A 14893-nucleotide genomic window follows, 5' to 3' on the forward strand; every position below is an offset into this window, starting at 1 on the left:
CGGGTACCACCCGAGCAGCTCGCGCGCCTTCCTGGTGTCCAGCGCCATGTTGCGCACCTCGCCCGGCCAGGGCAGCGGCTCGTACCGGGCCGCGTCCGCGCCGGGACAGGACGGGCACCCCTGTCGTACGGCAGGATGCCTCTTCATGAGCACCCAGTCGACGCCCGGCATCGACGACGCCGGAACCACCGATCACCCGTCCCGCTCCGACGGGTTCGTCCGCGGCATCTCCAGCGTCATCGGCGGGCCGCTCGGCGACCACGCGACAACGCTGAACCGGCCGGCCGGTCGGGAGCATCGTTTCTGGACGGCCGCGCGGATCGTGCTGGCGCTGGTGTGCCTCACGCTCGCGCTGCACTGGGTGCAGAAATCGCCCTGCCAGAACGGCGCCTGGCAGAACAACGTCCAGTACACCCGGTTCTGCTACACCGACGTCCTCGCCCTCTACTACGCCGAAGGGCTCAACGAGGGCAAGGTGCCCTACCGCGACCACCCGGTCGAGTACCCGGTGCTGACCGGCTACTTCATGGGGGCGCTGGGTCTGCCGGTGCACGCCATCGGTGACGGCGATCCGAGCATCAACCAGGGCCAGTGGTTCTACAACCTCAACGCGCTGGTGCTGGGCGCGCTCGCGGTGGCCACGGTGGCGGTGATCCTGTCGTTGCGCCGACGACGACCCTGGGACGCGGCGATGTTCGCACTCGCCCCGGCTCTGGTGCTCACCGCCACCGTCAACTGGGACCTGCTCGCCATCGGGCTGGCAGCCTTCGGCCTGCTTGCCTGGGCTCGAAAACGACCGGCGATGGCCGGCGTGCTGCTCGGGTTGGCCGGCGCGGCGAAGCTCTGGCCGCTGTTCCTGCTCGGGCCGATCCTCATCCTGGCGCTACGGGCCGACCGGGTTCGGGCCGCGCTCACCGCCATCGGGACGGCTGTCGCGGCGGTGGTCCTGGTGAACCTGCCAGCCGCGCGGGCGTACCCGGAGAACTGGGACCGGTTCTTCGAGCTGAACACCACCCGGCCGATCGACTGGGGCACGCTCTGGTACATCGGGCGCTACCTTGACGGCAAGGTCGGCAACGACCCCGCCAACCTCGGCCCGTTCGAGTGGCTCAACGCCAACATCCCGACCCTCAATACCGTCTCGTACGCACTGTTCGGGCTGGCGTGCCTCGGCATCGCCGTGCTGGCGCTGCGGGCACCGCGCCGACCCCGGCTGGGTCAGCTCGCCTTCCTGGTGGTCGCCGCGTTCCTGATCTTCAGCAAGGTCTGGTCGCAGCAGTTCGTGCTCTGGATGCTCCCGCTGGTGGTGCTCGCCCGGCCGAAGTGGGGCGCGTTCCTGGCCTGGCAGATCGCCGAGGTCTGCTACTTCGTCGCCTTCTACGGGGAACTGCTCGGCGCGGCAACCAGCAAGCCCGTCTTCCCGGAAGGGGTGTTCGTGCTGGCCTCGACGTTGCGACTGGCCACTGTGGTGGTGCTCTGCGTGTTCGTCGTCAAGGAGATCCTGCACCCTGAGCAGGACGCGGTGCGGGCCACCTACCCGGACGACCCGGACGGCGGAGTCCTCGACGGTGCCCCGGACGCCCCCTGGATAGACCGCTGGCGCCGCCCCGCGAGAAGCGAACAAGCACCCGTACCGGTGCACACGACCTGACCCTCAAGCCGACCGCGGCCGGCACCACGTCAGGGTTTTCGGGGGAGGCCGTCCGGCGCAGGGATCAAGCCTGACCGCCCGGAGCCGGGTGGGCTCCCCCGAAAACCCGCCCTGAAGCTTTACAGGCGGTAGACGACGGCCTCCCCGACCTCCTGCCGGCTGATGCCGAGCGACTCGACCGGCGCGTCGATGGTGATTTCCCACGGCGTGCCCGCCACCTGGCCGCGCAGCAGCACCACAGTGCGGACGCCGAGCGTGCGCAGGTAGTCGATGCTCGTCTGGTCCGGGAACGACTGGCTCACCCGACGGACATCGTCGAGCTGGCGCGGTGTGAAGCCGCTCCCGCCGTTGACCACGTCGGGGAACCCACTGGTCGACCAGAGCATCACGTGCTGGTCCAGGCTCTGATTACTGGGCAGCACCAGCAGCGGACCCTCCGCCGAACGCATCGCCGCCGGCTGGGTCGGCACCACCGGGTGCGGGGTGGTGTTCAGGCCCTCGACGGTGACCAGCAGCAACGGCAGCAGGGTGGCCATCCGCAGCCACGGCCCCGGCCACGACGGAATCCGCTGCGCGGTCAACTCGCGGACCCGGTCGGTGAGCGCGGTGACCGCGCCCGCCGCGAGCAGGCCGAGCAACAACGTGGTCCAGAGCATCAACCGCCCGGGGGTACGCAACGCGCTCCAGCCCGGCAGGTGCTCGAAGAGGGGAACGTAGGTGAAGGTGCCGTCGAAGAAACGGGTGCCCATCGCGAAGACCATCGTCAGCAGCACCCCGGCGAGCAGCAGCAGTCGGTGCCGCAACCGCCAGACCGAGAAGAACAACCCGCCCGCGGCGAGCGCGTAGAGCACGAAGCCCGGCAGCAGGGTCATCTCCGGGTGCCACGGAAGCGCTGCCCGTGCACCCTCGTGCAGCCCACCCCAGATCCGCGACTCCCCGGGTGCTGTCACGAAGCCCGATGCCGGTGGCGAGAAGAGGCTGATGTCGCCGATGGTGCGCTCGGCGTACGGGTGCAGCTCGGTCACCTTGAAGAACGGGAACGCCATCAGCAGGCCGACGCCGGCGAACAACACCCCGCCGAGCACGTCCGCGGCGAACAACCGGCGACCGAACGGAACGGCCTGCCCGGTGCGCAGCCGCCGCGCGAAGAACAGGACGGCAGTGACCAGCACCGCACCGGCCAGGAAGTACGCGAACGGCAGCCCGATGCCGAAGCCGAGGCTGAGCTGCCAGGCCGCCACCAGCCAACCCGCGTAGACCCAACCGTCGTGCCGGCGCTCCGGCCGGTAGCCGTGTCGCAGCGACCACCCGTGCCCGCGCGCCAGCATCGCCAGCGCCAGCGGAATGCCCCCGTTCGACAGCACGTGCAGGTGCCCGGCCTGGGCCAGCAGCCACGGCGCGTAGGTGTAGCTCACGCCCGCGACGGCCGCGCCGATCCGGCCGGCCCCGAGCTGTCGGGCCAGCGCGTACGCCCCGAGCGTGGCGAGCGCGTGCGCCAGCACGAACATGATGTTGTAGCGCAGCACGGCGTCCTCGGGACCGCTGCCGAGCATCCCGGCCGGGGCGTACCCGAGCAGCGTGTCGGAGAACGCGAAGCTCCACAGCTCGGGGAAGAACGTGTTGGACTGCCACAGCCGCGCCGGCTCGGCCAGCAGGATGTGCCCGGACCAGGCCATCTGCCAGGCTTGCAGGCTCGGGTCCCAGTAGTCCTGCGGAAGGGTGTAGCGCGGATAGCGCAGCGTCGGCCAGGTCATCAACACGGCCAGTGCCAACGCGCCGAGGGCGGCCAGAGTCCACTCGTGGATCAGGAACCGCCCGACCGCCCGACCCGCCCGGCTGAAGATGGAGGGCCGTGGCTCCGGTGCGGAGGCGAACGCCTCCCAACGCTCCGGACCGACCGGCTTCGCCTCGCTGTCGGCCTTGTCCGTAGCGTCGGCGCCGTCCGCCTTCACGTCCTTGGCCGGGTCGCTGTCCTTAGCCGGTTTGCTGTCTTTGGTCGTGCCGCTGTCTTTGGTCGTGCCGCTGTCCTTGGTCGTGCCGCTGTCCTTGGCCGCGCCGCTGTCCTTGGCCGCGCCGCTGTCCTTGGCCGCGCCATCGACCGTGCCGCTGTTCTCGGATGCGTCGGTGCCCGTGGCGGTGCTGTCGCTGGTTGCGGTGCCGCCCTGGCCAGCGTCTTTCTTGGCCGCGTCGTCCTTCTTGGCCGCGTTGCCCTGCTTGTCGCCGTGCCGGGCCGTGTCCTTACTGGCGGCACCACTCGTCGCGCGGTCTGCCCCGGCGTCGCCGTTCGGGGTGGCTCCGGTCGTGTCGCCGCCGACAGGCGGGGACTGGTCCGCGATGGTCCCGGCGGGGGCCGTGTCGGAGGTGCGAGCCGGCTGGGTGGGGGTGCCGGCCGCGGCAGTGGTGGCGGGTTGGCTCTCGCCGGCCGCGCCGGTGGGGGTGGGCCGCGCGTTGCCGGTCCCGGGCTGTCCGCTCGTCATGCCGCAGGGCTCTCCGCTCCGAGCTGCTCACGCAGAAAGTCGATGTCGGCGGCCTGGCCGGTCACGCCGCCCGGTGTCTCGACGACCACCGGCGCGCCGGCCGCCCGGATCACCGCCACCACCAGCTCCGGGTCGATCGTCCCGCCGCCCAGGTTGTCGTGTCGGTCCTGGCCGGAGTTGAACGCGCCCTTGGAGTTGTTGGCGTGCACCAGGTCGATCCGCCCGGTGATCGCCTTGACCCGGTCGACCAGGCCGAGCAGCTCCTCGCCGCCCGCGTACGCGTGGCAGGTGTCCAGGCAGAAGCCGACCTCGTAGTCACCGATGGCGTCCCAGAGTCGGGCGAGCGCGTCCAGCCGTCGGGCGCAGGCGTTGTCGCCGCCGGCGGTGTTCTCGATCAGGACCGGTACGCCGAAACCGCCGGAGTCCGCCGCGTACGCGAAGGTCTTGCGCCAGTTGTCGAAGCCCACGGCCAGGTCGTCGCCGGCGTTGACGTGCCCACCGTGGACGATCAGGCCCTTGGCACCGATGGCGGTGGCGGCGTTGGCGTGCCCGAGCAGCAGCTTGCGGCTCGGGATCCGGATGCGGTTGTTGAGTGTGGCCACGTTGATGACGTACGGCGCGTGCACGTAGAGGTCGACCTCGGCGGCGCGTAGCCGATCGGCATCTTCGCGAGGCTTGGGCGCCTTCCAACCCTGTGGGTCGGCGAGGAAGAACTGCACGGTCTCGGCGGACCGGGCGGCCGCCTCCGCCAGCGGGTCGGTCGAGTCGACGTGGGCTCCGATACGCATGCGAGCGAGCCTACGTCGCGCCCCCGACCGGCGAGGCGACGGCCGGGGCGGTGTCGCGTCACCGGAGGGACCGACGATCGTTGATGGGTGTGAACCGGCGACCAGCGTCCCGGTGCCGCCAGCGGCGCGAGCGTCGCACACGGCGACCGGCGGTCGACGGCCGACAGCGAGGTCACCCCCGCGGCGCGGCCCGGCGCAGCGGGGGCGACCCATCGCACAACGGGTACCGGGCAACGACGAATCTCGGAGAATTGTGCTTTTCCCCCCTACAAGGTACGAGTGCTGTTGTATCGTCAGATAACAACACGATAAAGCTCCGCGGGGCGTCTTCGGTCCAACCTCATCGGTGTGGTCGTTCCTCCCCAGGTCCCACCCAAGGAATGCGGACCGGACGCCCCGCGGCCTCGTAGACGGGGGTTCACCACCGACCGGTTGACGGTCGGACGGTGGGCCCCCGTCGGCTCGTCCTGGTCCGGTCCCGACCACCCCGGGCATGATCGTTGGGACCGGGTATCCTGGTCAGGTTGTCCGCGTCCGGCCGAGTTCCCTCGGCGCGTGCGGGCAGCGACACAAGACCTCCTGCCACGGAAGGACCGTGGCCGCTTAGCCCACAGGAGGTGAGCACGTCTTGCGTCACTACGAACTGATGGTCATCCTCGACTCCAGCCTCGAGGAGCGCACCGTCGCACCGTCGCTCGACACGTACCTGAACGTGATTCGGACCGCGGGTGGCTCGGTTGAGAAGACCGACGTGTGGGGCCGCCGGCGCCTCGCGTACGAGATCAACAAAAAGGCCGAGGGCATCTACGCCGTCATCGACCTGCAGGCCACGCCTGCTGCGGTGGCCGAGCTGGACCGTCAGCTCCGGCTCAACGAGTCCGTGCTGCGCACCAAGGTCATCCGACCGGAAATGCGCTAAGCCTTCCAACCCCCGGTTCGTCCGGATCAGCCTCCGCGACTCTGTCGGAGGGCTCTGAGAGCCTGTACGACGAGACGCTGAGTGCGCGAGGAGATGGTCATGGCAGGAGACACCACCATCACGGTCATCGGCAATCTGACCGATGACCCCGAGTTGCGGTTCACCCCCTCCGGGGCTGCGGTCGCCAAGTTCCGAGTCGCTTCGACGCCCCGTTTCATGGACAAGGCGTCGAACGAATGGAAGGACGGCGAGCCGCTGTTCCTCGCATGCACCGTGTGGCGGCAGGCCGCCGAGCACGTCGCCGAGTCGCTGCAGCGTGGCGCCCGGGTGATCGTGTCGGGCCGGCTGCGTCAGCGGTCGTACGAGACCCGCGAGGGTGAGAAGCGCACAGTCATCGAGCTTGAGGTCGACGAGATCGGCCCGTCGCTGCGCTACGCCACGGCCAAGGTGCAGAAGATGTCCCGCTCCGGCGGCGGTGGCGGCGGCTTCGGTGGCGGCGGTGGTGGTGGCAACCAGGGTGGCGGCGGAGGCAACTTCGACGACCCCTGGGCTTCGGCCGCTCCCTCTCCCGCGCGTGCCGGTTCGGGCGCCAATTTTGACGAGGAGCCACCGTTCTAATGGCGCCTAGCGCTCGCGATCGCAAACCAGGAGCACGTGCAACGGCCAAGGCTGCGGCACTGCGCAAGCCGAAGAAGAAGGTGAACCCGCTCGACAAGGACGGGATCGCCTACATCGATTACAAGGACACCGCGCTGCTGCGCAAGTTCATCTCCGATCGTGGCAAGATCCGCGCTCGTCGGGTGACCGGCGTGACCTCGCAGCAGCAGAGGCAGATCGCCCGCGCGGTCAAGAACGCCCGTGAGATGGCGCTCCTGCCGTACACGGCCACCACCCGCTGAGAGGAGGCACCGATATGAAGATCATCCTGACTCAGGAAGTGTCCGGCCTCGGTGCCCCGGGCGACATCGTCGAGGTCAAGAACGGCTACGGCCGTAACTACCTGCTGCCGCAGGGCTTCGCGATCGCCTGGACCAAGGGCGCGGAAAAGCAGGTCACGGTTATCAAGCGGGCCCGTGGGGCTCGCGAGATCCGCGACCTCGACCACGCCAACGAGGTCAAGGCTCAGCTCGAGGGTCTCAAGGTCAACCTGAAGGTCCGCGCCGGCGACGGCGGGCGACTCTTCGGCTCGGTCACCCCGGCCGAGATCGTCGACGCCGTCAAGACGGCCAGCGGCCCGGTCCTCGACCGGCGTCGGCTGGAGGTGCCCGGTCACATCAAGTCGACCGGCACCTACCCGGTGAAGATCAAGCTGCACCCCGAGGTGACCGCGTCGTTCAACCTGAACGTCGTTCAGGGCTGACGTCCGCAACACCACCACGAGAGCCCGCACCGAGCGATCGGTGCGGGCTCTCGTGCGTACGTCGTCCAACGCGGCAACCCGGGCCACGGCCGGGCGTGCCCGCCGACGGGTCACCCGATGGGCTGGCCCGTCACCGCGCTGATCAACACCGTGGAGAGGCCACCGCCCACCACCGCGGCGGCCACCGCGATGGTCGCCGAGCGCCAGGTCGTACCCACCCGCCGCAGCAGGGCCGCCACCACCAGGCTGCTCACCAGGGCCAGACCGAAGCGCGGCGAACCGGCCAGGAGTGACTCCAGCGCGCGGGACCGGGCGGACTCACACCCGCCCCCGCTGATGTCTGTCACACAACCAGCCGGCGCCTGGCTGTCCAACGTCAACAGCCAAACGAAGATCAGCATGGCCGGCACCAGGTAACAGGCCGCCGTATACAGCAGAGGCCGGACGGACCCACCCGGATCCGGGTCGAGCAGGTCGTCCTCCAAGCGCCGCGCCCAGGCACCCGTGGCCGCCGACTCGACCCGCCGACGTACCGACGCCGTGCCCACCGCCGGCCGGTCCGCCCTACGTCGGGGCGTACCCGGACGCGGCGCGCCCGGACGCGGCGCAGGCGTAGGCGCGCTGCGTGGCCGTGGGGCGGTGTATCCCACCACCGGAGACCGGGGCGCCGACGTCGTCGGGTCCATCCAACGCGGGTCGTCATCAGCCAACCGGGTGCCGGACCAGAACCCGTCCTCCCGGCTCGGCCACCCCTCGGCAGGTGCCGGGCGATCGGAGCGCGGCGCCAGCGTACGGTCCCACTGGTCGTCCTCGATCGCGGACCGCTCCCACTGGCCGGTGCGGTCCGACCGTTCCCAGCCGCCGACACTTTCCACCGCCGACCACTGCCCGCTCAGGTCCCCGCTGTCCGCGCCGGCCGCCGGCGGCCACGCGTGCACGCCCGAGGCGTCCCACGGGTCCACAGCAGGCGGGTACGACGGATCCGGCTCTGCCACCTGCTCCGAACTGCGGACCCACTGGTCGGCCGCCGGACGGGACCAGGACTCCTCCGCCGCACGACGGCTACGCCGGGTGGGACGGCTCGGCTCCTGGTCCGGGACCTGCTCGCTCGGGGGGGACTCCGGCTCCCCGCCCGACCAGATCACCTGCGGACGGCCAACCGGCGCGCGGCGGGGACGCCGCTCCGAGACAGCACCAGAGATTGGCTCGTCCTCGCCTGCGTCGGCCCGTCGGCGGCCGGAATAACCCTGGTCCTGCGGACGGTCGAGCGTCCACTCCCGGGTGTGGTCCGAGTCTGGCGCCGGGCCGATCGCTGCCTGCTCCCGTCGACGCGGCTCGCTGCCCCGCCGCCGACCACCCGACGACTCGGCGGACCGTCGGTCCGCCCCGGAGATCGGCCGCTCGGGCTCGTCCTCGTCCTCGTCCGGTGCCGCGTGCCGACCAGCGCCGTCCGCGTGCCGGACCCCTGACTCCAGCGCCCACCGGGGCAGGTAGGCGTCGACAGGCTCGTCCTGGCCGCGTTCCAACGCACGTCGACGGCTGGAGGTGCGGTAGCGCCCGTCCTCGTCGTACGGATCAACCGGAACAGACGCCGCGCGCTCACTCCACGAGGCGGTTGGCTGGCGCTCGCGCGGGCTGCCATCGCCGCGTCCCCAGTCCCGGTAATTCACGGCCGGAGTGTGACCCTTCTGAACCGAAAGCGGAATCCGCTGTCCAGGTGTAGCCGTTCGCTGGAGATAGTACGGGACGATCGTGTCACAGGCCCGACCGAAATATTCTCCTCCACAGGCTGGGGAGTATGTCTTCGCAGGTCAACGAATTATGGTCGAGAATTCCCCAATGGTTATCCACAGGCTGTGCACACGCTGCGCACATGCTGTCCACCGGGATCCACAGGTTGTCCCGAGGCTCGTCCACCGGCGTTGTTGAGTCTCTGACCTCGGGGTCCGTATGGTTGGCCCTCGACCGCCGGCGATGGCCCCCGATCGACCGGCCCGGTCGGACGAGACGTGTCGCACCCCAGCAGTAGAGCTGGGGTTGGATCCGGCGCAGTGGAGGGGGGACCCGTGTCGGTCACCGACGACATGCGGGCAGAGCCACGCTCCGGCGGAGGCCAGCCACCCGCACAGCGGGATGGCCAGTTCGACAAGACCCCGCCCCAGGACGTCGCGGCCGAGCAGTGCGTCCTCGGCGGCATGCTGCTCTCCAAGGACGCCATCGCCGATGTCGTCGAGATCCTCAAGACCAACGACTTCTACCGGCCGGTGCACGCCACCATCTTCGACATCATCCTCGACATCTACGGCCGGGGTGAGCCGGCCGACTCGATCACGGTCGCGGCGGCCCTTGCCGACTCCGGGGATCTGGTACGCATCGGTGGCGCGCCGTACCTGCACACACTCATCGCCAGCGTGCCCACCGCCGCCAACGCCGCGTACTACGCCCGCATCGTCAGCGAGCGGGCGGTGCTACGCCGACTGGTCGAGGCCGGCACGAAGATCGTGCAGCTCGGCTACGGCACCGCCAGCGGCGGCAGCCGCGACGTGGACGACGTCGTCGACCTCGCCCAGCAGGCCGTGTACGACGTCACCGAACGGCGGGTCAGCGAGGACTTCGCGATCCTCGCGGACATGTTGCAGCCGACGCTGGACGAGATCGAGGCGGTGGGCGCGACCGGCGGCATGATGACCGGCGTGCCGACCGGCTTCAGCGACCTGGACCGACTGCTCAACGGCCTGCACGCCGGACAGTTGATCATCGTGGCAGGCAGGCCTGGTTTGGGTAAGGCGCTCGCGCTCGACACCCCACTGCCGACCCCGGACGGCTGGACCACGATGGGCGAGGTTGAGGCGGGCGATCAGCTACTGGCCGCGGACGGCACACCGACCACTGTCACACACGCCTTCGACGTGATGCACGACCGTCCCTGCTATGAGGTCGAGTTCTCCGACGGCACCGTCATCGTGGCGGACGCGGAGCACCTCTGGAAGACGACCACGCGGGCGATCAGGCGGCAGGAACCGGCGCGGCAGAGGAGGCGGCACTGGCCCGAATCGTCGTTGGTCAACGTGCGTGCGGCGCATGAGCGGCTGAGCTCCCTGGGGAACCAGCCGATCACGCTCTTCGACACGATTGAGCAGGTCGGGCCGGAGTTCCGGCATGTCCTGCACACCGTCGCCCGTGAGGTCGGATCGGTTGGCCGGATCAGCCGTCCCATCGTCCGTAGCGGAAAGCCACGGAACTGGACCGCGCCGGGCTATCCGGCCGGTCCGCTTCTAAGCGCGCTTCTTCAACGAGCCGAACGAGAGGTCAATACCGGCAGCCGGGCCGACCACGACGGCGTCGTCACCACTGCCGAGATCGCGGCCACGCTGCGTACCGACACTGTCGAACGCCGGCTCAACCACGCCGTTCGAAATTGCGCTCCCATCCAACTCCCGGACCGTGAGCTGCTGATCCCGCCCTACACCTTGGGGACGTGGCTCGGTGACGGGCACAGCGGCGCCAGCCGCTTCACCACGGCAGATCCGGAGATGGTTACGCACATCGAGGCGGACGGCTTCGTCGTGCGTCCCAGCGGCCCGATGGTCTACACCATTCTGCTGCAGCCCACGGCCGTTGCTCCGGGGAACGGTGTCTGCGTGGACTGTGGCGCTTCCACCAGGGCGTTGCGTGAGAATCCAGCGACGAGGAAGTGTGCCGACTGCCGTCACCGGAATGGTTCCTTCCTCGGGTTGCTGCGTCAGGTCGGGGTGGCGGGGAGCAAGCGCATCCCGGGCGTCTATCTGCGCGCCTCGGAGGCTCAGCGCAGGGCGTTGCTGGCTGGGCTGATGGACACCGATGGGACCGTTGCCCCCTCCGGCAACCTCCAGTACACGTCGACTTCGAAGCGGCTGGCTTATGACGTACGCGAACTCATCGTCAGCCTCGGCTACCGCTGCACTGTCAACGCGAAGCCGGTGCGCGGCCGCTTGCCCGAGTCGTCGATCGCGTACACCCTGAACTTCTCCACCCCGGATGTCGTTTTCCGGCTCAGGCGGAAGCAGGATGCGCACGTCGAACGCCGCCGCACCACCTCCGACGTTCGAACGACCTCGCGGTTCATCGTCGACGTCCGGCCGGTCCCCAGCGTTCCGGTGCGGTGCGTGACCGTCGATAACGACGAACACCTGTACTTGGCCAGCCGGGCGATGATCCCTACCCACAACAGCACGGCCAGCATGGACTTTGCCCGAAATGCAGCTATTCGCGCCAACCAGGCCGCAGCCATCTTTTCGCTGGAAATGAGCAAGGTCGAGATCGTCATGCGGCTGCTCTCCGCCGAGGCGCGGGTGCCGCTGCACGTGTTGCGCAGCGGTCAGCTCTCCGACGACGACTGGACCAAGCTGGCCCGGTGCATGGGCGAGATCAGCGAGGCTCCACTCTTCGTCGACGACACGCCGAGCATGAACCTGATGGAGATCCGGGCCAAGGCTCGGCGGCTCAAGCAGCGGCACGACCTCAAGATGATCGTGGTCGACTACCTCCAGCTGATGACCTCACCGAAGCGCACCGAGAGCCGCCAGCAGGAGGTCGCCGACCTGTCCCGTGGCCTGAAGCTGTTGGCCAAGGAGGTCGAGTGCCCGGTGATCGCGGTCAGTCAGCTGAACCGTGGCCCGGAGCAACGCACCGACAAGCGACCCCAGCTATCCGATCTGCGTGAATCAGGCTCAATTGAGCAGGATGCTGACGTCGTCATCCTCTTGCACCGCGACGACTACTACGACAAGGAGTCGCCGCGGGCCGGGGAGGCGGATTTCATTGTTGCCAAGCATCGAAATGGGCCCACCGACACGGTGACCGTCGCGGCTCAGCTGCACCTGTCCCGCTTCGTCGACATGGCCATCGGCTGACCGACGCGGCAGCCTGTCGTCGGTCAGCCGAGCAGTGGGAACCAGCCCGCCGACTCACCCAGCTCCAGCCGGTCCCGGTCGGTCAGCGGTACGCGCCCGGTGGCCTTCAGCAGAAAGTCGTTGTCATCCCAGGCGGCGGGTCGAACTGTGTCGTCGCTGAGCAGGCCGTCCATTGTCGCTACCGCGACCTGTACGGCCAGTGGGCCGGGCGGCGGAGCGTCGGGCAGTTCCAGCGTCAGGTCCAGGTGGTGGACGGCGGCCTCGGTGGTCAGGGTGGCGAGGAAATCCGGTACGCGCAGCACGTGTCCCTGGGTGGTCACGTACCCGTCAGGGTCGGCTGACGCGGCGGCGCGGACCGCGGCCGGGGCGGTGTCCCGCCAGAGTTCGACGATCCTGGTCGGACGGTCGAAGGCGGCAGCCGAGCGGCGGACCCACCAGGCATGGCGGGCAGCCTCGTCGTCGTTGCCGCCGGGAAAGTCGCGCCAGTAGCTCACGTCGTCGACGTCGGCGGGGCCGTCGACGGGGATGGCCAGGGTGACGAGTGCCCGCTGGGCGTCGCCGAGAACGTGCAGAAGCAGGTCGGCGATGAGCCAGCCCCGGCACCGGGTGGCCTGTTGCAGGCCGGAGTCGTCGAGGCGACCGACCACCGCTGTGATGCCGTCGTACGCCTGGGCCAGCGCCTCGTCCGGTCGGATCGCGGTCATGCGATTGAGCCTCGCACGAAGCGTGGCGCGCGCCAACGATCAATGGCGGGGGCGGTGTGCCCGGGTCGACGCGTGATCGACCCGGGCGGAAGGTCGGCCTGGGGTCAGCCGAACATCTCGTCGAGGAAGCCCTTGCGCTTCTTCTGCCGGTAGTGGCCGTGGTAGCCGTGGTGCTGCTGCTGGTGGCCGTAGGCCGGCTGCGGCGGGTAGCCGTGGGCGGGCGGCGGGGGCGGCGGTACGGTGCCGTAACCGGGCTGGTGCGGCGGGGGCGGCGGGGGTGGGTAGCCGGCCGGCTGTTGCGCGGGCTGGCCCGGCGCGCCTCCGGTCTGTTGGCGGCTCCAGTTTGCCTCCGCCTCGAACAGCTTCTCCAACTCGCCGCGGTCCAGGAAGATGCCTCGGCACTCCCCGCACTGGTCGATGACGACGCCACTGCGTTCGTACTGGCGCATTTCTCCGCGACACTTGGGACAGGTAAGGCTACTCATCGCCCGACGGTACCTGGTGGACCTATGCAGTTGCTGTGAGCGCCTCGGTGACTTCTTCGTCGGTCACCTCGTGGAAGTCGTCGTAGTAGGCGCTGACCGCGCCGAAGTCCGCTGGGCGTTGGGCGCAGACGACCTGGTCGGCCTCGGCGGAGAGCAGTTCGTACGCCTCCTGCGCGCCAACCGGGACCGCGACCACGACGCGGTGTGCCCCGAGTTGGCGGACGACCTCGACGGCGACACGGGCGGTCGCCCCGGTGGCGAGGCCGTCGTCGACGATCACCGCGGTCCGCCCGGTGAGGTCCACCTGTGGGCGGTCGCCCCGGTAGAGCCGTTCCCGGCGCTCCAGTTCGGCCTGCTCCCGGTGTCGGACCTCGGCGATGTCGTCGTTGCTGAGTCGGCTGGCCACCGGGTCGTTGAGCACCTGGACACCGCCCGGCCCGAGTGCGCCGAAGGCGACCTCCCGGGCCCACGGCACGCCGAGCTTGCGGACGACAAGCACGTCGAGTGGTGCGCCGAGCCGTTCGGCGACGACCCGGGCGACCGGCAGGCCGCCCCGGACGAGGCCGAGGACGACGACGTCCGGTTCGCCGATGAGCGCGGTGAGCCGTTCGGAGAGCACCCGGCCGGCGTCGGCCCGGTCGCGGTACGTGGTCATGCCTTCAGGTCTACGCCCTGACGCGCCGTTCCGCCCGGAAGTTAGGCCGAAGTGCTCCGACCGGAGGGTTCGTCGGCAACGGTGGCGGTCGGTGTGTCGACCGGGCGGTGCAGGGCGGGGGCCCAGGTCAGCAGGGCCAACGGGTACAGCAGGTAGCCGAAGCGGGTGGTCGGCATCAGGGCGATGGCGGCGAGCAGCCCGTACCCGCAGATCAGCGCGGTGGCGACGGCGGTGCGGGGCGGGCGGCGGGCGAGCCGGACGGCGATGGCCAGTCCGGCGGCGACCAGCAGCCCGGCGGCGATCAACCGGCCCGCGGGTAGCGCGTTGGCGATCAGGTAGCCGGGGAACGGGGACTGCGCGGGGCTGGTGACCAGCCCGTGGCCGAGGGGAAAGCGCAGCACGTTCTCGGTGAGGGCGTCGCGGTCCACCAGCAGCGCCGGCAGTAGTGCGGCGACGGGCAGCCCGATCGCGCCGACGGCGACCCGGGTGCCGGCGCGTCGGGTCAGACCCCAGACGATCAGGACCAGGGCGACCGGCCAGGCGAACAACTTCAGCGCGCCGGCGAGTCCGACCGCGACGCCGGCCCGGCCGGGCCGGTCGGCGGCGGCGAACGCGAGGGCCAGCAGGCAGAGCGCGAGTACGGGTAGGTCGTCACCGCCGGTGGCGAGGGTGAGGGCGCAGATCGGCAGTACGGTGGCGGCCTGCACACCGCGCAGCAGGGCGGCGTCCCGTCGGCGGGTCGCGGCGTTGGTGGCCTCGCTGGTGGTGGCCTCGCCGGGGGTGGCCTGGCCGGTGGTGGCCTGGCCGGTGGTGGCCTCGCCCGTGGTGGCCGGTGTTCGGCGCAGGGCGGCCACGGCCAGGGCGAGCGCCAGCGCGGTGCCCACAGCGAACCAGACCCGGGAGTCGGTCCACCAGGTGTCGAGCAGCGCCCTGGGCAGGCCGAACATCGCCATGCCGGGCTG

13 protein-coding genes are annotated in these 14893 nt (G+C 70.1%); 6 read left to right on the plus strand and 7 right to left on the minus strand.

The annotated features are described in order from the left end of the window. Positions 1 to 145: 145 nt before the first annotated feature. A complete protein-coding gene (locus ABZ749_RS13345) occupies positions 146 to 1651 on the plus strand; it encodes a glycosyltransferase 87 family protein (RefSeq protein WP_357227148.1) in 1506 nt (501 codons plus the stop codon). Positions 1652 to 1770: 119 nt separating this feature from the next. Here ABZ749_RS13345 and ABZ749_RS13350 read toward each other — a convergent pair whose 3' ends face one another. Further along, the gene (locus ABZ749_RS13350) at positions 1771 to 4128 is read right to left on the minus strand and encodes a hypothetical protein (RefSeq protein WP_357227151.1); all 2358 of its coding nucleotides are present in this window, start codon (positions 4126 to 4128) and stop codon (positions 1771 to 1773) included. Continuing rightward, complete coding sequence (locus ABZ749_RS13355) at positions 4125 to 4916, minus strand: deoxyribonuclease IV (RefSeq protein WP_357201849.1); 792 nt, start codon at positions 4914 to 4916, stop codon at positions 4125 to 4127. The genes ABZ749_RS13350 and ABZ749_RS13355 overlap by 4 nt, the downstream gene beginning before the upstream one ends. Positions 4917 to 5544: 628 nt before the next feature. Here ABZ749_RS13355 and rpsF point away from each other — a divergent pair. The 4 genes from rpsF to rplI all read left to right on the plus strand — a co-directional run bounded on the left by rpsF (position 5545) and on the right by rplI (position 7195). Continuing rightward, the gene (gene rpsF, locus ABZ749_RS13360; protein ID WP_036391391.1) at positions 5545 to 5835 is read left to right on the plus strand and encodes a 30S ribosomal protein S6; all 291 of its coding nucleotides are present in this window, start codon (positions 5545 to 5547) and stop codon (positions 5833 to 5835) included. 81 nt (positions 5836 to 5916) lie between these two features. Next, positions 5917 to 6453: a single-stranded DNA-binding protein gene (locus ABZ749_RS13365; RefSeq protein WP_181518404.1), complete on the plus strand. Its 537-nt coding sequence runs from the start codon at positions 5917 to 5919 to the stop codon at positions 6451 to 6453. Next, positions 6453 to 6734 (plus strand): 30S ribosomal protein S18, encoded by a 282-nt coding sequence (rpsR, locus tag ABZ749_RS13370; RefSeq protein ID WP_051723758.1) that lies wholly within the window; start codon positions 6453 to 6455, stop codon positions 6732 to 6734. Before ABZ749_RS13365 ends, rpsR begins: the two co-directional genes overlap by 1 nt. Before the next feature lie 14 nt (positions 6735 to 6748). Then, entirely contained in the window at positions 6749 to 7195 is a 447-nt protein-coding gene (rplI, locus tag ABZ749_RS13375; RefSeq protein ID WP_145778354.1) for a 50S ribosomal protein L9, read from the plus strand. A gap of 110 nt (positions 7196 to 7305) precedes the next feature. Here rplI and ABZ749_RS13380 read toward each other — a convergent pair whose 3' ends face one another. Continuing rightward, a complete protein-coding gene (locus ABZ749_RS13380; RefSeq protein WP_357227153.1) occupies positions 7306 to 8865 on the minus strand; it encodes a hypothetical protein in 1560 nt (519 codons plus the stop codon). Positions 8866 to 9246: 381 nt separating this feature from the next. Here ABZ749_RS13380 and dnaB point away from each other — a divergent pair, with 381 nt between their 5' ends. After that, a complete protein-coding gene (gene dnaB, locus ABZ749_RS13385) occupies positions 9247 to 12087 on the plus strand; it encodes a replicative DNA helicase (protein ID WP_357227155.1) in 2841 nt (946 codons plus the stop codon). Positions 12088 to 12110: 23 nt separating this feature from the next. Here dnaB and ABZ749_RS13390 read toward each other — a convergent pair whose 3' ends face one another. From ABZ749_RS13390 to ABZ749_RS13405, 4 genes are all read right to left on the minus strand, one after another. After that, the gene (locus ABZ749_RS13390; protein ID WP_357227157.1) at positions 12111 to 12791 is read right to left on the minus strand and encodes a maleylpyruvate isomerase N-terminal domain-containing protein; all 681 of its coding nucleotides are present in this window, start codon (positions 12789 to 12791) and stop codon (positions 12111 to 12113) included. A 104-nt stretch (positions 12792 to 12895) separates the two neighbouring features. After that, the gene (locus tag ABZ749_RS13395) at positions 12896 to 13276 is read right to left on the minus strand and encodes a zf-TFIIB domain-containing protein (RefSeq protein ID WP_357227160.1); all 381 of its coding nucleotides are present in this window, start codon (positions 13274 to 13276) and stop codon (positions 12896 to 12898) included. 22 nt (positions 13277 to 13298) lie between these two features. Next, entirely contained in the window at positions 13299 to 13931 is a 633-nt protein-coding gene (locus ABZ749_RS13400) for a phosphoribosyltransferase (RefSeq protein WP_357227162.1), read from the minus strand. Positions 13932 to 13972: 41 nt separating this feature from the next. After that, positions 13973 to 14893: glycosyltransferase family 87 protein (locus tag ABZ749_RS13405; protein ID WP_357227165.1), on the minus strand; the 921-nt coding region annotated here is incomplete at its 5' end.

It is taken from the genome of Micromonospora sp. NPDC047753 (genome assembly GCF_040642735.1).
Lineage (GTDB): Bacteria > Actinomycetota > Actinomycetes > Mycobacteriales > Micromonosporaceae > Micromonospora.